Annotated in this window: 23 protein-coding genes; 16 read left to right on the top strand and 7 right to left on the bottom strand. The window is 66.3% G+C overall.

Features of this window, described 5'->3' with window-relative positions:
- Window positions 1–9: 9 nt before the first annotated feature.
- Both ACQPZ2_RS10715 and ACQPZ2_RS10710 read right to left on the bottom strand, forming a co-directional pair.
- Window positions 10–1,029, bottom strand: coding sequence for an ArsR/SmtB family transcription factor (locus ACQPZ2_RS10715; protein WP_433525398.1), 1,020 nt, complete (start codon window positions 1,027–1,029; stop codon window positions 10–12).
- 46 nt (window positions 1,030–1,075) lie between these two features.
- Window positions 1,076–1,264 carry a hypothetical protein gene (locus tag ACQPZ2_RS10710; protein WP_433525397.1) on the bottom strand — a complete coding sequence of 63 codons (189 nt, stop codon included), beginning with the start codon at window positions 1,262–1,264 and terminating at the stop codon, window positions 1,076–1,078.
- Between the two features lie 164 nt (window positions 1,265–1,428).
- Between ACQPZ2_RS10710 and ACQPZ2_RS10705 the strand changes: the two genes are divergently transcribed.
- A complete protein-coding gene (locus ACQPZ2_RS10705; protein WP_433525396.1) occupies window positions 1,429–1,821 on the top strand; it encodes a cupredoxin domain-containing protein in 393 nt (130 codons plus the stop codon).
- Between the two features lie 3 nt (window positions 1,822–1,824).
- On the opposite strand, the gene ACQPZ2_RS10700 is transcribed toward ACQPZ2_RS10705, so the two are convergent.
- On the bottom strand, window positions 1,825–2,421 hold the full coding sequence (locus tag ACQPZ2_RS10700; RefSeq protein WP_433525395.1) for a hypothetical protein: 597 nt from the start codon (window positions 2,419–2,421) through the stop codon (window positions 1,825–1,827).
- A 148-nt stretch (window positions 2,422–2,569) separates the two neighbouring features.
- Between ACQPZ2_RS10700 and ACQPZ2_RS10695 the strand changes: the two genes are divergently transcribed.
- From ACQPZ2_RS10695 to ACQPZ2_RS10685, 3 genes are read left to right on the top strand one after another with little or no spacing between them, the layout of a single operon-like run.
- Window positions 2,570–2,752, top strand: a complete 183-nt coding sequence (locus ACQPZ2_RS10695; RefSeq protein ID WP_433525394.1) for a CopG family transcriptional regulator — start codon at window positions 2,570–2,572, stop codon at window positions 2,750–2,752.
- On the top strand, window positions 2,749–3,093 hold the full coding sequence (locus ACQPZ2_RS10690) for a VOC family protein (protein WP_433525393.1): 345 nt from the start codon (window positions 2,749–2,751) through the stop codon (window positions 3,091–3,093). Before ACQPZ2_RS10695 ends, ACQPZ2_RS10690 begins: the two co-directional genes overlap by 4 nt.
- 3 nt (window positions 3,094–3,096) lie before the next feature.
- Entirely contained in the window at window positions 3,097–3,945 is an 849-nt protein-coding gene (locus tag ACQPZ2_RS10685; protein WP_433525392.1) for a class I SAM-dependent methyltransferase, read from the top strand.
- 260 nt (window positions 3,946–4,205) lie between these two features.
- Here ACQPZ2_RS10685 and ACQPZ2_RS10680 read toward each other — a convergent pair whose 3' ends face one another.
- Together ACQPZ2_RS10680 and ACQPZ2_RS10675 are read right to left on the bottom strand one after the other, a co-directional pair.
- A complete protein-coding gene (locus tag ACQPZ2_RS10680; RefSeq protein ID WP_433525391.1) occupies window positions 4,206–4,886 on the bottom strand; it encodes a CPBP family intramembrane glutamic endopeptidase in 681 nt (226 codons plus the stop codon).
- A 77-nt stretch (window positions 4,887–4,963) separates the two neighbouring features.
- Window positions 4,964–5,197 (bottom strand): hypothetical protein, encoded by a 234-nt coding sequence (locus ACQPZ2_RS10675; protein ID WP_364393543.1) that lies wholly within the window; start codon window positions 5,195–5,197, stop codon window positions 4,964–4,966.
- A 239-nt stretch (window positions 5,198–5,436) separates the two neighbouring features.
- On the opposite strand from ACQPZ2_RS10675, the gene ACQPZ2_RS10670 reads away from it, so the two are divergent.
- The 5 genes from ACQPZ2_RS10670 (at window position 5,437) to ACQPZ2_RS10650 (ending at window position 8,243) form a co-directional block, all read left to right on the top strand.
- Entirely contained in the window at window positions 5,437–6,042 is a 606-nt protein-coding gene (locus tag ACQPZ2_RS10670) for an MspA family porin (protein WP_433525390.1), read from the top strand.
- A 35-nt stretch (window positions 6,043–6,077) separates the two neighbouring features.
- Window positions 6,078–6,812, top strand: coding sequence for an MspA family porin (locus tag ACQPZ2_RS10665; protein ID WP_433525389.1), 735 nt, complete (start codon window positions 6,078–6,080; stop codon window positions 6,810–6,812).
- A gap of 112 nt (window positions 6,813–6,924) precedes the next feature.
- Entirely contained in the window at window positions 6,925–7,356 is a 432-nt protein-coding gene (locus ACQPZ2_RS10660; protein ID WP_433525388.1) for a hypothetical protein, read from the top strand.
- 162 nt (window positions 7,357–7,518) lie between these two features.
- Window positions 7,519–7,749 carry a hypothetical protein gene (locus tag ACQPZ2_RS10655; RefSeq protein ID WP_433525387.1) on the top strand — a complete coding sequence of 77 codons (231 nt, stop codon included), beginning with the start codon at window positions 7,519–7,521 and terminating at the stop codon, window positions 7,747–7,749.
- Between the two features lie 251 nt (window positions 7,750–8,000).
- Window positions 8,001–8,243, top strand: coding sequence for a hypothetical protein (locus ACQPZ2_RS10650; protein WP_433525386.1), 243 nt, complete (start codon window positions 8,001–8,003; stop codon window positions 8,241–8,243).
- Window positions 8,244–8,510: 267 nt separating this feature from the next.
- On the opposite strand, the gene ACQPZ2_RS10645 is transcribed toward ACQPZ2_RS10650, so the two are convergent.
- Window positions 8,511–10,517: a serine/threonine-protein kinase gene (locus ACQPZ2_RS10645; protein ID WP_433525385.1), complete on the bottom strand. Its 2,007-nt coding sequence runs from the start codon at window positions 10,515–10,517 to the stop codon at window positions 8,511–8,513.
- A gap of 1,354 nt (window positions 10,518–11,871) precedes the next feature.
- On the opposite strand from ACQPZ2_RS10645, the gene ACQPZ2_RS10640 reads away from it, so the two are divergent.
- The 5 genes from ACQPZ2_RS10640 to ACQPZ2_RS10620 are packed head-to-tail and all read left to right on the top strand — an operon-like array spanning window position 11,872 to window position 19,066.
- Window positions 11,872–12,381 (top strand): hypothetical protein, encoded by a 510-nt coding sequence (locus ACQPZ2_RS10640; protein ID WP_433525384.1) that lies wholly within the window; start codon window positions 11,872–11,874, stop codon window positions 12,379–12,381.
- Window positions 12,381–13,757, top strand: coding sequence for a hypothetical protein (locus ACQPZ2_RS10635; protein ID WP_433525383.1), 1,377 nt, complete (start codon window positions 12,381–12,383; stop codon window positions 13,755–13,757). The genes ACQPZ2_RS10640 and ACQPZ2_RS10635 overlap by 1 nt, the downstream gene beginning before the upstream one ends.
- Window positions 13,754–15,133, top strand: coding sequence for a vWA domain-containing protein (locus ACQPZ2_RS10630; RefSeq protein WP_433525382.1), 1,380 nt, complete (start codon window positions 13,754–13,756; stop codon window positions 15,131–15,133). The genes ACQPZ2_RS10635 and ACQPZ2_RS10630 overlap by 4 nt, the downstream gene beginning before the upstream one ends.
- Before the next feature lie 13 nt (window positions 15,134–15,146).
- Window positions 15,147–16,265, top strand: a complete 1,119-nt coding sequence (locus ACQPZ2_RS10625; protein WP_063046956.1) for an ATP-binding protein — start codon at window positions 15,147–15,149, stop codon at window positions 16,263–16,265.
- Complete coding sequence (locus tag ACQPZ2_RS10620; RefSeq protein ID WP_433525381.1) at window positions 16,262–19,066, top strand: DUF5682 family protein; 2,805 nt, start codon at window positions 16,262–16,264, stop codon at window positions 19,064–19,066. Before ACQPZ2_RS10625 ends, ACQPZ2_RS10620 begins: the two co-directional genes overlap by 4 nt.
- Window positions 19,067–19,200: 134 nt before the next feature.
- Here ACQPZ2_RS10620 and ACQPZ2_RS10615 read toward each other — a convergent pair whose 3' ends face one another.
- Window positions 19,201–19,872 carry a GntR family transcriptional regulator gene (locus ACQPZ2_RS10615; protein WP_433525380.1) on the bottom strand — a complete coding sequence of 224 codons (672 nt, stop codon included), beginning with the start codon at window positions 19,870–19,872 and terminating at the stop codon, window positions 19,201–19,203.
- 88 nt (window positions 19,873–19,960) lie between these two features.
- On the opposite strand from ACQPZ2_RS10615, the gene ACQPZ2_RS10610 reads away from it, so the two are divergent.
- Window positions 19,961–20,494 (top strand): YbhB/YbcL family Raf kinase inhibitor-like protein, encoded by a 534-nt coding sequence (locus tag ACQPZ2_RS10610; RefSeq protein ID WP_433525379.1) that lies wholly within the window; start codon window positions 19,961–19,963, stop codon window positions 20,492–20,494.
- Window positions 20,495–20,556: 62 nt separating this feature from the next.
- The gene (locus tag ACQPZ2_RS10605) at window positions 20,557–20,766 is read left to right on the top strand and encodes a hypothetical protein (RefSeq protein WP_433525378.1); all 210 of its coding nucleotides are present in this window, start codon (window positions 20,557–20,559) and stop codon (window positions 20,764–20,766) included.
- The last annotated feature ends 12 nt before the right edge of the window (window positions 20,767–20,778 follow it).

Genomic DNA, 20,778 nt, shown 5'->3' with positions numbered 1-20,778 from the left:
GGCGCGGGACTAAGCGATGCGCACACCACCGTCGAGCTCACCGTCGAGCAATGCGATACCCAATGTCGTCGCCTGATGCCGCATCGAATTGCGATGCCGCCAACTTTCGATGAGCCCGGCCGCACGCAGTATCGACGCGTGTTCACTGGCCGTCGCGAGTGAAACATCCAGTCGGCGTGCGAGTTCGGTCGTCGTGCAGCCCTCGGCGATCTCCTGCAGTGCGGCCGCGCGCGTCCGGCCGAGCAGTGCGGTCAACGCTTCGTTGGTCGCACGCGGACCCCATGCCGTGGCGAAATCGGCGATATCGCGCAGCACCGGGACCACCAGCGTCATCGGCGCGTCCTTATCGATAGTTGATTTCAGCAACTTCGGTCCGGGCCAGACGAACAGCGAGGGAATGATGATCAGGCCGCGTCCGTCGAGATGTTCGTCATGGCATTCGATCGGGGTGAGCACCTCCAGCGCGGGCGACCGCCACCGCGCGAAGGGCGCCAGTCCGGCGAAGAGGCGTTCGACGCCCTCGGTGGCAATGGTGCGGGCCATCCGCTCGGCCGCCACCTCGAGATGCGACTGCATATGCGCCCACCGACCGGCGAATGCCACCGCATGGAATGCCTCGACGGCGAGCCCGACATCGCGGCGAGCAGCGTTGTCGCGGTCGTACAGATTCCGCGCCCACGCGGGGAGCGGGTGGCCGGTCAGCGCGCGCTGGCGATCGGCATGCTCCACCTCACGGCGGAGTTCGTCTCGGGAGGCCAGATGCAATGCCTCGATTCCGGCCGACATCGACCGCGCACCACGGGTCGGTGTGATCAGGTCGACGAAGTGGTGCACGCCGGGGAAGATATCCGCGAGCATGCCGAAGTTGTCCGGCATCGCGCGCCGCACCTGCCCGCGCCAGCCGTCGTACAACGGCGCGTCGGTGCGCTGCACCACCCGGGTGGCCAGCAATGTTTCGCCCATCGCGCCCAGTGGTGCCCCGATCCGGATCCGCGTCAGATCGTCTGGTGTGCAGTAGATTCGCTTCATACGCTGCCCCGCATCGTCGCGCTCAGGCACCTCACGGTACCCGCGATCACCGCGGACCTCGCACCATCACCGCGAGGACCGGATCCACTCGCAGCAACTGATCCGCGGCAGCCGACGTCGCCGTCCAGCGCAGCCCGTTCGGCCACCATCGTTTCCGCCGCCCGGCCACCACCGCACCAACGCCCAACCGTCCCAGCACCGGCCATACGGGCCGCGCCACCACTTCGTCCATCATCGCCGACTCCTGAATCCGCACTGTTCAGCAGCCTAGGAATCAGTGTGCGGCACTCCCACCATGTTTCGGCCGTGGCCTAAACACCGTCGAGCATTCCTCAGCGACCTCGATAACTTGTTATAGCTTTTGCGCATGACCGCTCGAATTGTGGGCAGCCGGTCTAGGTGAAAAGCTCTCGAACCGCCCCAAGGCGGCATCGGATCGCGATCGGTTTGCTCACCGTCGCGTGGGCGGTGGGGTGCGGCACGTCGGAGGAAATCGCCCCGCCCACGTCATCGGGCCCGGCCCCGATACCCGCCGTCACCATCACCATCGACCATCAGAACTACACCGGCACGCCCCCGATCACGCCGGGCGCGGTGCTCACGGTGGTCAACCTCGATTCGGTAAAACACAGCATCACCAGCAAACGCCCCGGCCTCTTCGACCACGAGATCGGCCCGGGCCAGACCATCACCTTCACTGCACCCGACGAAATCGGCTCGCACCCCTTCTACTGCCGATATCACGCGAATATGGATGGCGCACTGAGCGTCCGGAAGGCTGTTTCGCCATGACGCCTATACGCAGTACTGGCAAGTCCCGCTGGCAGGCAGCTGGATGAAGCACTGGTCGCACACGGCCGCGCGGGCAGGCTCGGGCTTTGCCTCCTGCGTGGAGGTGGCGGTGGTGCCAGCCGATCGGCGGCCCGCCACCTTGGGCGTGAGCGGCGGGGCGGTCAGCTCGGCGGGCATGGCGGCGCCGTGGTGCTCGTAGCACTGCCACCGGGCGTAGGAGGCGTGCAACTCGAGGTCCTTCGGAACCGGCAGTCCGGCGAGTTCCAGCACGTACTTGTAGGTGTCACCGACGGTGTGGTTCTCCTGCACGCACAGCGAGGTCAGCGGCGGTTCGCCCGCGTTGTGACAGCGACGGGCGACCTTGCGCAGGATCGCTTCCATCCACGTCCGCGTCGGCGCACCCGTCTGCACCCCGGACGCCTCCTGCACCCGCTCGGCCAGCTCATCGACAGTGATGAAGTTCCCGTACCCCGTGGCGATTTCGGACAGCTCCGCATGTGCCGCAAAGGCCCATGCCATCGTCGCCTCCCGCAACGTCACCGGGACGCCGTCACCTGCCCGCCATGCCCCCGCCGCCGTGGATACCGAACTCTTGATCACCCGCTCAAGTTATCGCGCCGCCCCGCGGCTCGCCGAATGCCCCCACATTCCGGCGTCTGATCAAGATCACCATGCATCCACTCGAAGTGTGCCGTCGCCAGCGCATGATGATCTTGTTACTAGCTTCCTAGGATGCTAGCATCGGATTGTGCGCGACGAGGATGTGAAGCAGTTCAACGTGTATTTGCCGGTGGGGTTGATCAAGCAGGTCAAGTTCCGGGCGATCGAGTCCGGCATGTCGCTGTCGGCACTGGTCGCGGAGGCACTGCGCGGATACCTCGACGACACCCACGATCAGCAACCGCGAGCGCAAGAAGGAGAGACGATATGACGACGCAGGGCATCGAAGGCGTTTTCGTCGAGACGCACAATTGGGGCAAGGCGGCGCGGTTCTTTCAGGCGCTCGGTTTCGAACCCGAATTCACCACCGACCACAACTCCGGACTGTTCCGCAATGGCGACGGTCCGTATGTATTCATCGCCGAGATCCCGCGCAGTCAGACCCCACAGACGCAGCTCGTGTTGACGGTGACCGAACCGGATGCGTTCCGGCCGAGCGATGACGTCGAGGTGGTCACGTCTTTCGAGGAAACCCATTACGGGACAAAGGAAATGACGGTGCGCGATCCGGACGGCCGGGTCTGGAGTCTGCAGGTCGGAAAGGTCGACTGAACCATGCAACAGGTCATCGGTCCCGAGAGCACTGCGGAGCGGGTCGCACTGTGGCGCGCCTTGCACGTCGAGATCGATCCGGCGCCGCATGTGCTCGAAGACGAGATCGGGCTGCGGCTTATCGACCCCGACGCCGGGTGGCGCGCCCGCGGGGATATGAATCCCGAGACGACCAGCCTCTCGCGCGCGTGCGTCGTGGCGCGCGCCCGTTTCGTCGAGGATCTGGTGGTCGAGCAGGCGGCGCGCGGCGTCGATCAGTACGTCATCCTGGGCGCGGGACTCGACACCTTCGCTCAGCGCCGTCCCGAAATCGCCTCCGGACTAACCGTATTCGAGGTAGACCAGCCCGGCCCGCAGGCATGGAAGCGGCAGCGCTTGGTCGAACTCGGCTACGGAATTCCGCAGTGGCTGCGGCTGGTCCCGGTCGATTTCGAGGCCGAATCCTGGTGGGAACGACTCATTTCCGCGGGCTTCGACCCGTCGCGTCCCGCGGTGGTCGCCGAAACCGGCGTCTCCATGTATCTCACACGCGAAGCGAACGTCCAGACACTGGAGCGGATTTCGACCCTCGCACCCGGCTCCACCTTGGCCATGACCTTCCAACTCCCACTGGACCTACTCGACGCCGAGGAACGCGCGATACGTCAGGCCGTCGAGAACGCCGCGCGAGCAAGCGGAGTGCCATTCCTCAGCCTGTTCAGTCCCGATGAACTGATCGCACTGGCCGAGGCAGCGGGTTTCGTATCGGCACAACACATTTCGACATCCACCCTGACCCAGCGCTACTTCGCCGACAGAACGGACGGCCTGCAACCCCCGAACGCGGAGCAGTTCCTGGTCGCGACGACCTGAACAACCCAGATCAGCAGGCCCAGAAGCGTTGTGGTGAGGCCGATTCCGCATACCAGCGACCGACCGCCGGACTGGTATGCGGCTCCGGCGACGACCGAACCCGCGACGCCGCGATCGGCCCACCCCCGGCGCGCCCAGCGCACCGACCAGACCGAAGGTGAACTCCGAGTCGTGGTGGGGACTGGAATGCAGTGGTGTTCGCGATCGCCTACAGCGCCCGGCGCACCCCGTCCAATGCGGCGCGCACCGTTATCGAGGCCCTACGCCGCCGCGCCTGAACGCTCGATGCGCGCCGCCGGAGCGGCGCCGTGATAGAAGTACTGCCCCAAACCGACTGTGAAGATGAGCATTCCGTACACCGAATGCTCGACGGACGCGGTGAACAGCGATTGCGTCCGCAAATACCGCGTGGCAAAGATCCAGCCGCCGACACCGCTCAGCACGACCGAGAGCCAACTGCCGAAGATGATGTGCACGTAGCCGAATGCGATCGCGCTCGCGGCCACCAACCCGACGCCGTCGCCGAAGACCGGCGCGTACCGGTGGAACAGGAACGAACGGAAGATCAGTTCCTGCGGGTACACGCTGAGCACGGGATACAACACCATGACTGCCAGCCACAGCCAGGGATTTCGGCGCGGCAGCTCGAACAGATTGTCCCGCCGCAGCACCGCGACCGCCGCGGTGAGCGCCAGCGCGTTCGACCCTGCCAGCGCCGCCATGGGGCGCGCTTGTTTGTGAATCGCCTCGGAGCGCCAGAGCGCCGCGCGGTCGAAGTCCGAAGCACGCCGCAGGTAACCGGTTACGCCGACCGCCAATGCGAGCAGCGCGGGAATCGGCGGTCTACCTCGTAATACCGCGTTGTACGCGGTTGTCCCGCCGAAGAACAGCGCGGCGTATTCGGCGCCCAGGTACACGCGCCGCCACCGTCGAATCCGCACGCTCACACCATAGTTGTGATGACGCGGGCACGCCCGCCTGAAAATGCCCTATGCCCTTGCGGACATAGGGCTGCGGATCACTGTCCGGGCGCGGGGCATCCAGGCGGCGGGCCCTGCGGGTCCCCGGGCGGCGGACCCTGCTGGTCGCCGGGCGGCGGACCCTGGTGATCCCCGGGCGGCGGCGGACACTGCTGTCCCGCTGCCGGGCCCTGCGGCTGATCAGCGCTCGCGACACCGGCCCCGACGCCCAGTGCACCGAACACCACGACGCCCGCCGCAGCCGCCGTGACCAGCTTCGACTTGACTCCCATACGTTTCCTCCTGGGTTTCTGGATCCGTCGGGAGCGATCCTTGCCGCCCCGACGCGAGAATCGTTGCGGCCCAACCTCTGTCGAAAATGGGAGCAAGTTAGGAGCCAGCTATGAGCGCGCACGCCCGATCGGCCCCGGGGGGCGGGATTCGACAGCAACCACACTGCTGATTCCCAGCCGACGCTCAGGTTTGCGTGCGAGGTTCTCCCGTAGCTGCCAGCAGTTGAGGATGGGGTTCGATGAGGGTGATCGATGGCGTCGGCCGGTGGTCGACCGGTATCAGCGTCGGGTTGGCGGTGCTGATGCTCGGAGTTGGATTCGCGCATGCGGATACCGTGGTGCCGCTGCCCGACGGCGAGCAGGCCTTGACGACGGCGACGGGAATTCCGGTGGATCTGACCAGGACCGGTGAGACCGCGATCATCTCCCAGTCCCTCGCCGCCAACGGCATGTCACGCACGGCGCAGCTGTCGGCGACCGCGTACGCCACGGCTCCGGGCGCGACAGCGGGCAATTTGGAGACCGGCTATCTGATCGGCTGCCAGGTAGATCTGTCCGGCGGGCTGTCACTCGGCGGTGATGTCTACCTGTCGCCCGGCTCGGTGTCGCCGGAATTGACCCCGAGTATCAAACTGGTGCCCGGTGGCGTCGCGGTGGTGAAGTTCGGCGCCAAGAAGCTCGATCCCGCGGCGGGTGCCGTCGGCATCGCCTACCGCAATCGCGGCATCCAGCTGAGTGGGTGCGGCGGGTACGCGCAGGCGCGCGCGTTCAGCGCCCTGACGGTGACCAACGACCAAGGGTCGGCCGAAGTGACCTTGTACGGCGACCCGTTCAGCGTCGGATGAGCGGCGTGATCCGATCGAACGAGAGGAACAGCGCGATGCGCCGTTCACTGGGCGCCGCGATGATGACGTGCGCCTTCCTGCCCCTCGTACTGGTGACATCCGGTGCGGCACAAGCCGATACCTCGATCCAACTCCCAGATGGCCACGATCAGTTCACCACTCGTGATGGCCTTGTCGTCGCGGTCGACCGCACCGGTGAACACGCGACGATCTCCGGGTCGATGGCCGCGAGCCCACTGTCCCGCAACGCGTGGGTTTCCGGCGTGACATCCGTGCACATCACCGTGCCCGCCGATATCAAAGTCAGCGGCGGTCGGATCGAAACCGGTTACCTCGTTGGCTGCCAGGTCGATCTCGGCAGCGGCGCACACGCGGACGGCAGCGGCGATACGCCGCCGCCCCAGCCGAAAACCGACGCGCCCGCGGGTGCCGACAACGGCGGCAACAACAGCGACGGTGGTGGCGGCGGGGGCAACGGCGGTGTCACCGCGGGCGGATATGCCGGTGGCACCGCAGGCGACTCGAGGATCTCGCCCTACGCCGACCCCTCCCTGAGCGTTCAGTTGAAGCCCGGCAAGGTGGCCACCAAGGAAATCGAGGACTACACCTTCACCGGCACATCGGGCATCACCCAGTATGTGGACCACACACTGTCTATAGAAGGTTGTGCAGGCGCCGCCGAAGCTCGGGCCTACACCACGGTCACCGTGGACGACAACGTCATGGACGACTCCGAAACCCTGTGGGGGCAACCCTTCAGCCTCGGCTGATCGCATCGCGCGGAACGGTCATGGGATGACGGGAAGACTGGTACCGTCGCACGGCATAACGTCGGCATGACCACCATCAACCACTGGGGTAATGATGCGTTCGATCCGATCCGTGACTGCTTTCTCCCTCGCCGCGATGACCGCGGCGACCGTAACCGCCACGGCCGCACCAGCTTCCGCGGACTCGAGCGGCGGCAAGTTCGCGACGATCTACTCGCTGACCAACGGCCCGTGCGTCGCGATCGTCGACTCGTCGGTCAACGGCAACGCCTACCCGGGCATGGCCGCCTTCACCGTGACCGCCCAGATGATCGGCGTCGGCCAGTGTTCACTCGACATCACCCTGAACTACCGCAATGTCGACACCGGCGAAACCGGCAGCTTCACCACACATGCCAACGGCCCCGGCTTCTGGGGCAACAGCGGTTACTCGGCCCTGTTCAGCCCTGGTCACGACAACTTCGTCGGCACCGTCACCGTCAACGCGGCCCACTTCCCGGAAGCCGGTGCAGTCCAGTTCACCAACCACCCCTACCAGGGTTAGCTGATGTCGGCCTGCGGTCATCGGTGAGGACGCGCCTGGTTCTCGGACACGCCCGCAGTATTCGGCCGAATACGCCCGAGGCCATACTATCTCGCTATGACTGTCGGATTTGGAAAGGCCTTGGTAATCAGGAGGATTCAGCGACGCGGCCGATCGATACTGGTGACGGTCGATGCGCCGCAGCCTTTTTCGAAACCTGACGCGGACTACTTTTGTCGACTACGGATCGAGGGCCTACAGCCCGCCCCGATCATCATCCAAACGACCGGCACCGAACCAGCACAGGCGTTGATGTCCGGGTTGACCGAAATCAGCGCCCGCCTGTCCGTCTCGCTCCCGGATTTTTTGTCGGAAGCGCGAATCGGCGGTGACCTCGCACCAGCTGTCGGCTAGCCCGATACATGATCGAGTTCTGATGCACAGCCACCAGCTCCGCGACGACCTGTCGCCGAGTTGGTGGCTGTGGTCTTCGGCCGGGAATACGGACCCGTACCGGTTCGCCGTGACCATCGAATCGGTCACAGCAGTTGTTGCCCTGTTGACCGAATTTCGATCGGCGCGCCAGTCAGGGAGGGTGCGGGTTTTCACCCTGGGGTGGGTGTCGCGCGATCCGTTCACGGACGAGGATTGGCCTTGTACACGACGTGATCGATACCGCGCCCAGGGAAGTGATGCAGATGCCTCTTGCTGTTCCGTTTCTGTCTTCTCGCCGCATCCTGTTGTCGATGACCCTTGCCGGTGGACTCGTGCTGCTCGGCCCCAGCGTATTGGGGATCTCGGGGCCGCTGTCGCTACCGGCGGCCTCCACGTCGTCGTTCGATGCCGCCTCGCATAGCCACGGCGACGGGCATCCGCCGATGCTCAAGTGCCCTCGCTTCGACTGCTGACTCAGTTCCCCACGGGGGCGGCGGGGTTGGTTCTCCAAGTTGCGGAGGGGCGGAGGCTTCCGGCGGGATCTATCCGGGGTGTCCCGGCCCCAGGCCCGGACCAGGGCGGACTGGCTGCTGCACCCCAGGCTCCCCCTGTGACACGAGCGCAGCGGCTTCTAGGCCAGACACGGTTGCCCGAGGTCTAATCGACTTCGTGAGTCCCATGTCGCAAGTTATCGACCTATGGTCGGCGCTGGTTTGCCGACGCGGCGGAGACTTCGGCGTCTACAGCAGGTTCTTTTTGAACCAATCGAACAACGCCTGTTCGGTCTTGGGACGGTTGGAGGGGGAATCGGGACCGACGGATACGAGTCGGATGGCGATGTCGCGGCTCTGATCCAACGCAACGAGCGTCGGCACGGGAGCGGTGATGCAGGCGAACCGGCTGATGGTCGTGCCATTTCGATTCGACGGTTGCTCGGAAACCGTGGCACCGTCGCACGCGCGCTCGCCGGACTTCCTCAAACCATCAAAAAACTGGGTCGCTTTCGAATGGGTGGGAAATTGGAAAAACCTTGCTGACGGCGCACCAGACTCGTTGCCGAAGCATAGAACGGCGGCGGTCGCATCGCTCACGGGTGACTCGCGTCGACAGTATTGTCGGTCGTAGGCCTTGGGCAGTTTGTTGAGCAGATCTTTGTCGGCCGGAGTGTAGTCGTCGTCCGGGTCCCTCGGAGTAGTCAGGAATTGCGAATTCCCCTCTCCCGTGTCGTGTAGAGCCCAGTACAACTGGGCGCTACCGCCCACCGACTCGGGGAAGGAGAGAACCACCATGCTCAGGGCCGCGTCGTCGGTTTGGATCACCCCCGAGGTCGGTGGTGTCGTCGTGGGATCCGTGAAGCAAGCCGTCCGCCCGACCTGCCTGCCGTCTCTCATCGCGGGGCCGTCGCGGCCGGGTGGATCGTCCGGACAGTTGCTGGTCTGCAACGCTGTCTGTGACGCTACGACGTGATAGGCCTTGTCCAGTGCGTCGGCATTGGGAAACAGGTAGAAGTCCGCGCTGGGCGTGCGGATTTCGGGAATCTCGTCGCAGGTGAGATGGGCTTTCTCCCCTAGAAAGGCCGGTGGGTTCCGGTGATGACAGACGCTGCGGTTGTACGGGTCTTGCACGTTCTTCAGCAGGGTGATGTCGTCGCCGGTGAAGAATTCGGATTTCGCCGTCTCTGAGGTCGGCGGTGCGGGTTTGTTGTGGAGCAGCGGCCAGGCTCCGACGGCCGCCACGGCCGCGACGGCCGCGACAGCGGCGATCCAGAGGTGGCGTAGCCGACGCCGGGGCGCCGGGGCGGATCTCGCCTCGGGTGTGGAGGTCGCCCGGGGTGCGGGATGCGCCGCCACGGTGGGATCGTATTCGTGTACGGCAAGGGGACTATGGTCTTCGGCGTCGGCGGTAGACGACGCAAGTGCGGCGTGGGCAGCGGCGGCCAATTCGCCCGCGCTGGCGTAGCGTTCGTCGGCCGACTTCGCCATGCCGCGCGCGACGACAGCGTCGATCGCGGCCGGGATTCCCGGCGCGTAGCTGCTCGTCCGGGGTGGAAGTTCGATCATGTGGGCCCGCATGACGGCGGCGTCGCCGCCGTCGGTCGAGTAAGGGCGGCTGCCGGTCAGGCATTCGTGCAATACGCACGCCAAGGCATAGACATCGACAGCCGGGCTGGCCGGGCCTGCTCGGAAACGTTCGGGCGCCATGTAGTTGAACGAGCCGATCGCCGATCCGGTCTGGGTCAGGCGTTCGTCGGTGTTCGTGTTGGCCAGGCCGAAGTCGGCCAGGTAGGCGAACCCGTCGTGGGTGAGCAGGATATTGTCCGGCTTGATGTCACGATGGACCAGGCCATCGTGGTGTGCGGCGTCGAGTCCGGCTGCGATCTGGCTGATCACCGAGACAGCTTGCTCGGGCGGCAGCGGGCCGTGGGTTTTCAATGCGGTGCGGAGGCTATCGCCGTGCACGAGCCGCATATCGATGTAGAGCAGCCCGTCGATCTCGCCGTAGTCGTGGATCGGGATGACGTGGGGCTCCTGCAGCAGCGCGGCGATGTGGGATTCGCGCCGGAACCGGGCCCGATAGACCGGGTCGTCGGCCAACTGTTCGGGCAGCACCTTCACCGCGACCACCCGGCCCTTGGTGGTATCGAGTGCCTCGAATACCCGGCCCATCCCGCCGGAACCGATCAGCCGCCGCAGGTGATATTTCCCGAACGTCGACCCTGGCATCAGCGGCGGCCGCAGGTTGGTCACGACTGCTCCGCCTGCGTTGCCGGTGATCTGCGCGGGTTGGTCAGAATTGAGAATCGGCGCTTGAACATTGTCGACTTGCCAGCTGGACGACGACGCGGCCTCGGCCCCTTCGGTGAAAGTGCGACCCCACTGCCACACGATCTATGCCCCTTCACATTGTAGTCCGACGGTATTGGCCGGCGTGCTACGACTGCTCGGGTATCGACAGGCTCTCGCGCCGACACATCCTGCGATTGCTGGTGCCGCACTGCTGTTGGGGGCACTGTCTCGTGCGACGGACTCGCCTGGAGGAATTGGTGCGCTGCATGCTGCGCGCAGCGTGCGGCACACGGCCGGAACTGCGATCGCTCCGGCGTGCGGGCGACCGAAGCACGCTCGCAGGAACTCACGTCCGGGCGGATACGGCAACGGCGCCGCCCGATCGTCCTCCGGACGGCATGGTGACCGGGCCGCCACCGCCCGTGCGTCGGAGTCGAGTGCACGGTAGTTCACCGCCTCCGCGACCAGTTCGCGGCCCACCTCGGGGAGAAAGGTGTAGCGCGGTAGGCATCGGATCGGTCGCGAACATCCGCGACAACGGTGGACGGCATTCGTGGACTCCTGGGCAGCTGGTTCGTGTATCGGCGCGCGATGGATGAGGTCTGCCGCTTCGTTGGTAGCAGCCTTGACAAGAATCTTCGGCGTCGGCGCTCGTCCCGAATAGCCACCATAGGTGGCGATCGTTTTCACCCCTGGGGCAACATCTCCCTCCCTGGGTGCTGACACACCACTGCTGGTCGGCGCCGATTCCACCGTGGTTGTACATCGGGCCGCTCCGCTGCGCGACACGATTCCGCACGCCCCCAGTTCCTTGTCGACGCGAACCCGTCCGTCATGAATGAGACCGACACCAGGCCCCGACCCACCGAGATCACCGCTTCGGATGTGGGGACCGAGGAGCAGGTGCAGATCTTCGCCACCAGACAATCGAGGACCGGTTGCGCGCCGTGTACCTGATGTCCTGCGACGGTCTGCGCCGCTCACACGCACGGCTTCGCCGCGAGGATCAGCTTGCCGCACCTGGTCGCTGTCTCGGCCTTTCCCGACTGGGATCCTTCCTCTGCCGTCCCAACAGTCAGTGGACCAGCCGATCGCCGCGGTCGATGATGCACTCGCATCGCAATTGCGTTGCGGGGAACGGGAATAGGACCAGCCCGTGTGCGGCGCGCGCTCGGTTCATGGCGGTCGCCGTCGCCGCCGGTGGGCCTGGAAGCCGACGCGGAGGTGTTCTCGACCAGCCGATTCCGGGTTGGGACGGACTTGTCGGTGCCGTGACATATCTTGTGCGCATCGTGATCGACCGGGAGGGAGAACGATGGCCTCGAATCCGAGTGCCACGCCGGATGAACCGGCTTGGGAAAGCGCTTCTGTCGTACGGGTTTTGCCCGCCGTCGCACCGCGCAAACTGAACAAGGTGCCGTTCGTGGAGCTGGCCGACGGGCGCCTCCAGGGCGTGGTGTCGAGCGGCTCCGATATTTCACGCGTGTACGTGGCGTCGGTGACCGCGGGGACGCATGGGCTGAGCTGTAGCACCAATAACAACCGGCCGTGCGGCGGGTTGAACCAGGGGTGGGTCTGCAAACATCTGGAAGCACTCATCGAAGAGGCGGTGCTCCAGTACGGGCAGGACCGGGTGGCGCGGTTCCTGCGTGTCGATGTCCCCGAGGGCACCCGACTCGCGAACTGCCTCAATGGAACTCGCGACCCGGCTCCGGCCGCCGCGGTGTTCAGCCGATTCCTGCGGCATCTGACCTACCTGGAGCTGCCGGGTAGCGCGACGCCGATCCCGGAACTGCACTGGTTCCCTGCGGGGGTGGGTCGCTGATGCAGGCTGTACAACTAGCCGCACTGGCGGTTACGCCCGACGGTGTCGCGGCGGCCCTGGACGCGGTGGGCGGCTTCGACACCGCGCTGGTCAACGGCTTCGCCCGGGTTTCCGAACCGCAGAGCGCGGCACTGGCAGCGCTGGCCGGAGCGGTGGCGGGTTCGCCACTGGCCGAGGCCGTGGCGGCGGCGGTGTCGAAGGTGAGCACGGGGGCGATCGGCACGGATGAGCTGTCGGCGCTGGCCGCCGCCCGTGCCGCCCTGCTGGGCGCGGTGCACGACGCACTGGTCGACCAGGCCGATACGGCATTGGGCCGCAATCGATCCGAGTGGACGGCCACGCCGGACACCGCCGCCCCGAGCCCGCTCGCGGCGGGTTCCCGCGCCTGGCTGAGCGAACTGGCCATCGCCGGATGGCGCGGCGTGGACCACGACCTGGTGGCGGCCGCCGATCAAACCGTGGAGTCGCTCCTGGCAGACCCCGCGCTGCGACGGCTGGCCGTGCTGCTGGACGGCTTCACCGCCGAACTGGGCGCTTCCGCGCCGATCGCCACCATGGACCGGGTGCCCGCGCGACGCTGGGCCGATCTGTGGACGCGCGCCCTGCTGCTGTCCTGGCGCGGCGCGGAATCCGCTGTGACCGAGTCGGTTTCGGGTCGGCTGCTGCCGCTGGGCGTGGACCTGCACGAGCATGGGACCGCCGTACAGGCCCAGGTGCACGGCGTGCTGGAGGTGGCGGGCGCACCGGCCCGCCGAGTGCGGGTATCGGTGGCCGCGGCCAAGGTGGACACCATTGTGGGACCGGCGGTTTGGCAATTGCTCGGTACGCATCGGCAGTTGCTCACCGCGCTGGCCGAGCAGCGCGCGCTGGAGCTCACCGACATGCCGCTGACGGCGACCGGTGACCTGCTGTGGGATGACGATCGAGCGAAGGCCGGGGCGGCCGCCGATCCGTTCGTCACCGCCACCGTGCAGCTGCCGCAGGCGCAGGCCCCCGCCGTCGCGCCGCTGGACAGCGATCCGGTGCACATCGCCGAACCGGTTCTGCTCGAAGGGTACCGATTCCGCGACGGTGCAATGGAATTGGGCGAGCAGCGGCTTCGAGTGGAACTGGACGCGCTGCCATCCGCCGGTCCGCTCACTCCGGCCGGGGTGACCGCCTCCAGCACGATGATCGGATTGCTGCGCTGGGATGCCAGTGGCTGGTCGGTGCGACCGCTGGCCGTGCGGCGCAAGGTCAAGAGCGCACTCACCGCGTTCCACAACGGTGATTGGGCGCTCGGCCCGACCGATCCGAAAGTCGCCAAGGCACAGGCCAAGTCGGGCGATGCCGTGGCGGTGTTGCGTGAACGCGCGGGACGGTTGCTGCGCAAATGACTACAGCATCGCGAAGCGATTCCATGTGGGGTGGCCCCCGAGTGTCGGGTGGGCCGAATCATGAGACGCGACGCCAGATCCTGTACTGGCGTCTACTGGCCGGTGTCTTCACCGGGGATCAGCAACCGACGCTGGAACAGGCGAGCGCGGGCATCGTCGACGATCTGGGGTTGCCGCTGGCCGTGCTCGATCCGGGCATTTCCATCGACAATGTGGCGCAACGCTATCCGGAGATGAAGGCGGAGTTCGAAAGCCTCGACTTCTCCGAGACAGTCGACTCCACAGCCGAGGTCGCCGGGAACGAGGCCGACGCCGCGTCGCCCGAGCCCGTCGGCGCGGCCGATGTCCGCACCGCCGCACTGGTTTCCAAGCTGCTGCTGAACGTCTTCGCCACCGGCTCCGGTCAGGTCAGCGCCACCCAGCTGGCGGGCTGGCAGTCCGATGCCACTTGGCTGCGCCGCTGCCTGGGTGAGGAGCAGGCCGGCGCCGTACAAGGCGTGCTCACCGGTCTGGAAGGTGAACTGGTGTCCCGCATGCGGCTGCGCGAAGTGCTGGCCGATCCGCACCTGGCCGCCCAGCTCACCCCGAGCATGTCGCTCATCGAACAACTGCTGCGCGACAAACACAATCTGTCCGGCGTGGCCCTGGCCAATGCCAAACGCCTCATCCGCCGCTACATCGACGAGGTCGCCGAAGTCCTGCGCACCCAGGTGCAGCAGACCAGCGTCGGCACCGTCGACCGCTCGGTCCCGCCCAAACGCATCCTGCGCAACCTGGACATGGACCGGACCATCTGGAAGAACCTGCCCAACTGGAACCCCCGGGACGAGCGCCTCTACGTCGACCGGCTCTACTACCGCCAGACCGCCAAGCGCACCGTCCCCGCCCGCATGATCGTGGTGGTGGACCAGTCCGGTTCCATGGTCGACTCCATGGTGAACTGCACCATTCTGGCGTCGATCTTCGCGGGCCTGCCCAAGGTGGATGTACATCTCATCGCCTACGACACCCGCGCCCTGGATCTCACCCCGTGGGTGCACGACCCGTTCGAGGTGCTGTTGCGCACCAATCTCGGCGGCGGCAACGACGGCCCGGTCGCCATGGCCATGGCCCAGCCCAAGATAACCGATCCGAAAAACACTGTGCTGGTGTGGATTTCAGACTTCTACGAGTTCGACCGCTCCCAGCCGCTGTTCGAGGCCATGGAGACAGTGCACCGCTCCGGGGTGAAGCTCATCCCGGTCGGCTCAGTGAACAGCTCCGGCCACCAGAGCGTCAACCCGTGGTTCCGCGAACGGTTCAAAAACCTTGGCACCCCGGTGATCTCCGGACGCATCCAGAAGCTCGTGCACGAGCTCAAGAACTTTCTCGACTAGGAGACAAGCCATCATGAACGACGTTTTGCGCGCCCCCGCCGAGGTCAAGTACGCCGATGAACTGGATTGGCTGGAGTCCGTCGACGACGGCCCCAAGCCGTTCGCGTGGCGGCTGAGCCCGAAGATGGTGCGGCTGTTCATTCTCGGCTCCGAACGCGCCGACGGACTGGACCGCGAGGTGGAGCAGAAGTGGTTCGGCGACCGCAGCTTCGTCGAGCGCAGCATTGTCACCCTGGCCTCGGACCGCGGTCTGCTGCTCATCGGCGATCCGGGGACCGGCAAGAGCTGGCTGGCCGAGCTGCTGGCCGCGGCCATCAGCCGCAATTCCACACTGGTGGTGCAGGGCACCGCAGGCACCACCGAGGACCACATCAAGTACTCGTGGAACATCTCCATGGTCATCGCCAAGGGGCAGTCGAGGGAGTCGATGATCCCGTCCCCGATCATGACTGCCATGGAGCAGGGCGTTATCGGCCGCTTCGAGGAGCTCACCCGCTCCACCAGCGACGTGCAGGACGCGCTGATCTCCATCCTGTCGGAGAAGTACGTCTCCATCCCCGAGCTCGACGACGACAATGTGGTGTTCGCACAGCCGGGCTTCTCCATCATCGCCACCGCCAACAGCCGCGACCGGGGTGTGAACGACCTGTCCTCGGCGCTCAAGCGGCGCTTCAACTTCGTGCGCATTCCGGTGGTGTCCAACAAGAAGAGCGAGGCGGAGATCGTGCGTTTCCGCACCGCGGAACTGCTGCGCCGCCATTCCCTCGAATTGGAACTGCCACCCACGCTGCTGGACATCCTGCTGGAGAGCTTCGCCGATCTGCGCGCCGCCGCGGCCGCCGCCACCAGCGACGACGACAAACTGGAGTCGGCGCTGTCCACCGCCGAGCAGATCGGTGTGCTCGAGGACGCCATCCTGCACAGCCAGTTCTTCGGTGCGAAGGAATTGCGCGCCGAGACCCTCGCCGGTTCGCTGGTCGGTTCCCTGGCCCGCCGCACGCCCGAGGACCTGGCCATTCTCAACAAGTACCTGCACGGCGTGGTCGAGCCACGTACCAAGGACAAGAAGGGCAATGCCGCCTGGGGTGAATTCCTGGAGGGCGGCCGGGCGGCGATCGCGAGGCTGTCGTGATCGTCTCCGATACCCGGTCCACGCCGAATACCTTTGCCGCGCTGCGGGATCAGTTGGCGGACGCGGCCGTCGCATTCGCCGGGATGCCGGGGGCGGCGGGCGACATCCTGACGGGCATGGTCGACGATGTCGACCGGGCGCTGTCGGAGCGGCTGGAGATCTTCCCGGTCTGCCACCACTCCCCCGCCTCCGGTCTGGCCATGGTGCGGCGGCTGCGCGAAAAGCAGCCGAGCGTCATCTATCTGGAACTGTGCGAAGATATGCGGCCGCTGCTGGACGAGCTGCGCAACTGCCGGTTGCCGGTCGCCTTGCAGGCCTTCGCTACCGACACCGAGGGCTTCCCGCCCGAATGGGCGCCGCTGTCGGTGGTCGCACCGATCACCGAATCGTCGGCCGAGTACCAGGCCATCGCCTACGCACTCGATACGCCGGGCGTGGAACTGGTGCTGGTGGATCGGTCCACCGACCACGTCTTCCAGTGGGCTCCCGAAGAGGCGAAGTCGGAAACATCCGCTGACGGTGAGCAGTCAGCGGACGACGGCCTGCACGGCGAAGCGGTCGGCATCGAAATCGGCGATCTGCGACCGCGTTTCGCCGAACTGGAAGAACACCTGCTGCACCACGGCAAGGTCCGGCACTGGTCGGAATGGTGGGACCAGTACGTGGAGCAGCCCCTCGTGGACGCCGATTACGACACCTACCGCCAGGTCATGGTGATGATCGGCAGCCTGTTCCGGCGGCTGCGGCGCGGCAGCACCGTCGAGGACGAGGATCGTGAACGGTACATGTGGACTCGCATGCGGGAACATTTGGCCGCCAACGACATCGATCCTGCACAGGTGTTGTACGTGTGCGGCGCGGCCCATGCGGCCAGCCCGGTCGAACAGTTCGGGCTGGAGTCGGACGCGGCGTTCGAGATCTCACCGCGCTCGGCCACCAAGTGGCACTATGGGCTGATCCCATCCAGCCATTCCGCTATCGAGGCGCAGTTCGGGCTGGCGGGCGGCGCGGTGTCGATCGCTGCGGCCACTTGGGCGAAGGGATTGCGGCGCGGCAGATTGCAGTCGTTCCAGCTGGAAGGCCAGCAGGGTGCGAAGAAGCGCGCCAAGAAACTGCCGCTGCTCCCGGACTCATCGGAAGCCGAAGTGGCGGACCAGCTTTCGGAATTCCTGTCACGGCCGCCGGTACTGGATCCACTCGATGAGGCCGAACTCCTGGAATGGTCGGTGGATATCGTCCGGCTGGCCCGGCGCAACGGCTACCTGGCCAGCACCGCGGACGCCATCGCCATCTTCGAGACGTCGATCCTGCTGGCGGGCTTGCGCAATCGCGCCCGTCCAACGCCGTACGACTTCCAGGACGCGGCCGTCACCTGTATCGAGAAGGACCGGGTGCCCGGGCGGCGCGATGTGCGGCGGCTGTGTGAAATCCTGCTCGGCGGCGACCGCGTCGGCCAGGTCGGATACTCGGCGCTGCCGCCGCTGGCCCGCGATGTGCTCGACCGGCTGGCACCGCTGGAGCTGGATCTGTCCAAGCGGACGCTGCAGCGCGCGCTCCTGGATCTGAAGATGAATCCGGAACTGCGGCCGTGCTCGGATCTGCTGTGGCTGCTGCGCAGGTTGCTGCCGCAGGACGCGCTGCGCCCCATCATGGGTTCGCGCGGACTGGGTGAGACCTCCATTCAGGAGAGCTGGGATATCGGGCTCGGCAAATATCAGCGGTCACTGGTGGAGCTCGGCTACGAGGGTGTGTCGGTGGAGCAGGTGCTCGAGCAGCGCCTGCGTCGCGCGGTCACGGCACCGGACGCGACCGCGGCCGTAGCGCTTGGCGCTGTCGAGGACGCGCTGGTGTACCTGCGATCGGTCCGGCTCGCCGACGAGCTCGGAAATCGCGCGGTGGAACTCCTCGCCGCCGAACGAACAGTGGACGACGCACCCATCGTGCTGCGGCGAATCCGGGCGCTGCTCAACTACTTCCGCTCCACCTCGGGCGGCTTGCCACCGTGGTGCGAACGGTTCGTGACGGCCGGGTACGCGCACTATTGCACCCTGCTGCCCACCGCCTTCGCCGCCGAGGAGACCGGACCGGCGCAGGTGGCGGCCATGCTGGGCTTCCTGTTCGGGATGGAGAACCTGGCGCTGTCGCTGGGCTGCGATCACACCCAGCTGGAATTGGCGGTGCTGCAATCGCACCCGGAGGCGCCGGCCAAGGTGGCCCTGCTGTGGGCGGCGCGGTTCCAGCTCGGCCTGCTGACCATGGCCGAGCTGCGCGAGCGGTGCGACGCGATGCTGGCCAATCCGCTGGTGCTGCCGACGGTTCCGCAGTACGTGAGCGGTTTCGTGCAGGCCATCGACCCGGCTCCGGCATTGAAACCCTTTGCAGTGGAGCTATTGTCGAAGGCATTCGGCAGGCTACCGGACGCGGTGCTGCTGCCGTGGCTGCCGAAGCTCATCACCACCCTGAAGGACCAGGCGGGCGACCTGATCCCAGGACTGATCCGGGAAGCGGGCCGCACCTTCCCAGGCGCACTGCCCGCCGTGGACACCTTCGTGCCGCCCTGGTCGGTCGAATTCACCACGGCCGCAACGCCGGTGGCGGCGGCACCACGCGGGCCGGTCACCGAACTACTGGCCGCCCACCCCGCCGCCTGCGACGCGCTCGCCGGACTGCTCGGCGTCGAGGGCGGCTGGCAGGAGGCCGGACCTGCCGGAAACCGCGAGGTAACCGTTTTGCTCGACCGGTTCCCCGCAACCGCCGCCGCACTGGCGGTGCAGCTCGGAGCGTCAGCCGCACTGAGCTGACACGGGCCCGCCGGTTCGTCCCGAAATGGGCGGCCGGGGGCCGCCGTGCCAACCACCGAGCGCCGCACCGACCGACACCGTGGCGGACATCGTCGCCCGCTATCGCGAGGCGGTCGAAGGGATTGTGGGATGTGTCAGCCTTCTTGCTCTGCCAGTCCGGCCGTTGTCAGGGTGAGGTGTCGAGTCAAGATGTCGGCTGCGGTGTCGGGGTCGCGGGCCAGCGCTGCCTCCTCCAGTCGGCGATGCTCGTCGGTGCCGTCCCGGTCAGGGTTGCGGTGCGTCGACCAGCGGCGGGCCAGCTCGCTCGCGATCCACATCCGGTCGAAGATCTCCAGCAGGACGAGGTTGCCGCATCCCTCCAGCAGAGTGCGGTGGAAGACCCGATGCGCCTCGGCCCATGTCTCGCTGTAATACTCGCCCTCTTCCGGAGTGAATGCCGGCGTGCGCGCCAAGCGGTGGTGGGCAGCTCGGACGTCGCCCTCCCAGTTGACGTCACCCTTTTCGATCGACATGCGAAGCAGGACCGGCTCGATGGCTCGCCGGGCCTCGCCGATCTGCTGCCAGCGGTCGTCGGAGAACGCTGGGACCGCGAAGCCGCGATTGGTCAGCCGGTCGACCAGGCCTTCACCGACCAGGCGCACCAGCGCCTCACGCACCACAGCCAGGCTCACGCCGTGTTGCCTGGATAGATCCTGCGGCTTGAGCGCGTCACCGGGCGCGCACTCGCCGCGCATGATCGCGTTCCGCATGTGTGCGTAGACCTGCTCGGAAAGCATCTGCTTCTCCGTCGGAGCGTGGACTGTCATGATTCAATTATAGATGATTTGGCAAATCATCGATTATTTCTGATATCGTCGATGTTGCATGTTGGCACGACTAGAAAGGCGCGACACGATGAGCGCAAACGATCCCTTCGCCCGCCTCCCCGAGGCGGCCTCTTTCACGGTCACCAGCACCACGGTGAGCGACGGTGCCGCCTGGCAGCCCGAGCAGTGGTCTTCCGGCGCCCCCGGAGGCAAAGACGTTTCCCCGCAGCTGAGTTGGAGTGGTGCCCCGGCAGGCACCAAGAGCAATGCCGTTACGGTCTACGACCCCGACGCCCCCACCGGCTCCGGCTTCTGGCACTGGGCTGTGGCCAACATCCCGGCCACGACCACGAGCCTGCCCGAGGGTGCCGGAGACGCCGCCGGGATCGGCTTGCCGGTCGGCTCCTTCCAATTGCCGAACGACGCACGCCTACCTCGATATATCGGTGCGGCACCGCCAGCAGGGCACGGTAAGCACCGCTATTTCGTCACCGTGCACGCTCTGGATGTAGACGACATCGGCATCGCCGCCGACTCCACCCCGGCTCTGCTCGGGTTCATCATCGCCGGCCACATTCTGGGCCGAGCGACGCTCGTCGCCACAGCGGAGACAATGCAGTGAGTCCCGTTCGAGGGGGGCCGGTCCCACCGCCAACGCGGATTCGTCGTCATGCGCGGCTTCCGGTGGCTGAGTCGATCCCCTGCGAAGTCGAGATCGTTCGCCACTCGCGCAACGGCGGCGACGCGATCGTCCGCTGGGTCGAGGTCATCGTGAACGGCATACCGATGCCGACCACCGGCGAACCGCGTGTCGTGCACACGCCCCTCGGCACGCACGTCGCGCTCGACCTGACCGCCACGTCGGTCAGCATCCGGACCGAAGACGGGAAATGAGACCGCAAGGAA

Origin of the sequence: Nocardia pseudovaccinii, from assembly GCF_050942345.1 — a bacterium.
Lineage (GTDB): Bacteria > Actinomycetota > Actinomycetes > Mycobacteriales > Mycobacteriaceae > Nocardia > Nocardia pseudovaccinii.
The sequence above is the reverse complement of the archived record's forward strand: the minus strand, read 5'-3'. Positions and strand labels throughout refer to the sequence as shown.

Excerpts from the sequence above, each read along its gene's own strand:
- ACQPZ2_RS10715 (WP_433525398.1), bottom strand. The coding sequence starts at position 1,029 with ATGAAGCGAATCTACTGCACACCAGACGATCTGACGCGGATCCGGATC.
- ACQPZ2_RS10710 (WP_433525397.1), bottom strand. The coding sequence starts at position 1,264 with ATGATGGACGAAGTGGTGGCGCGGCCCGTATGGCCGGTGCTGGGACGG.
- ACQPZ2_RS10690 (WP_433525393.1), top strand. The coding sequence starts at position 2,749 with ATGACGACGCAGGGCATCGAAGGCGTTTTCGTCGAGACGCACAATTGG.
- ACQPZ2_RS10685 (WP_433525392.1), top strand. The coding sequence starts at position 3,097 with ATGCAACAGGTCATCGGTCCCGAGAGCACTGCGGAGCGGGTCGCACTG.
- ACQPZ2_RS10675 (WP_364393543.1), bottom strand. The coding sequence starts at position 5,197 with ATGGGAGTCAAGTCGAAGCTGGTCACGGCGGCTGCGGCGGGCGTCGTG.
- ACQPZ2_RS10670 (WP_433525390.1), top strand. The coding sequence starts at position 5,437 with ATGAGGGTGATCGATGGCGTCGGCCGGTGGTCGACCGGTATCAGCGTC.
- ACQPZ2_RS10665 (WP_433525389.1), top strand. The coding sequence starts at position 6,078 with ATGCGCCGTTCACTGGGCGCCGCGATGATGACGTGCGCCTTCCTGCCC.
- ACQPZ2_RS10640 (WP_433525384.1), top strand. The coding sequence starts at position 11,872 with ATGGCCTCGAATCCGAGTGCCACGCCGGATGAACCGGCTTGGGAAAGC.
- ACQPZ2_RS10635 (WP_433525383.1), top strand. The coding sequence starts at position 12,381 with ATGCAGGCTGTACAACTAGCCGCACTGGCGGTTACGCCCGACGGTGTC.
- ACQPZ2_RS10630 (WP_433525382.1), top strand. The coding sequence starts at position 13,754 with ATGACTACAGCATCGCGAAGCGATTCCATGTGGGGTGGCCCCCGAGTG.
- ACQPZ2_RS10625 (WP_063046956.1), top strand. The coding sequence starts at position 15,147 with ATGAACGACGTTTTGCGCGCCCCCGCCGAGGTCAAGTACGCCGATGAA.
- ACQPZ2_RS10615 (WP_433525380.1), bottom strand. The coding sequence starts at position 19,872 with ATGACAGTCCACGCTCCGACGGAGAAGCAGATGCTTTCCGAGCAGGTC.
- ACQPZ2_RS10610 (WP_433525379.1), top strand. The coding sequence starts at position 19,961 with ATGAGCGCAAACGATCCCTTCGCCCGCCTCCCCGAGGCGGCCTCTTTC.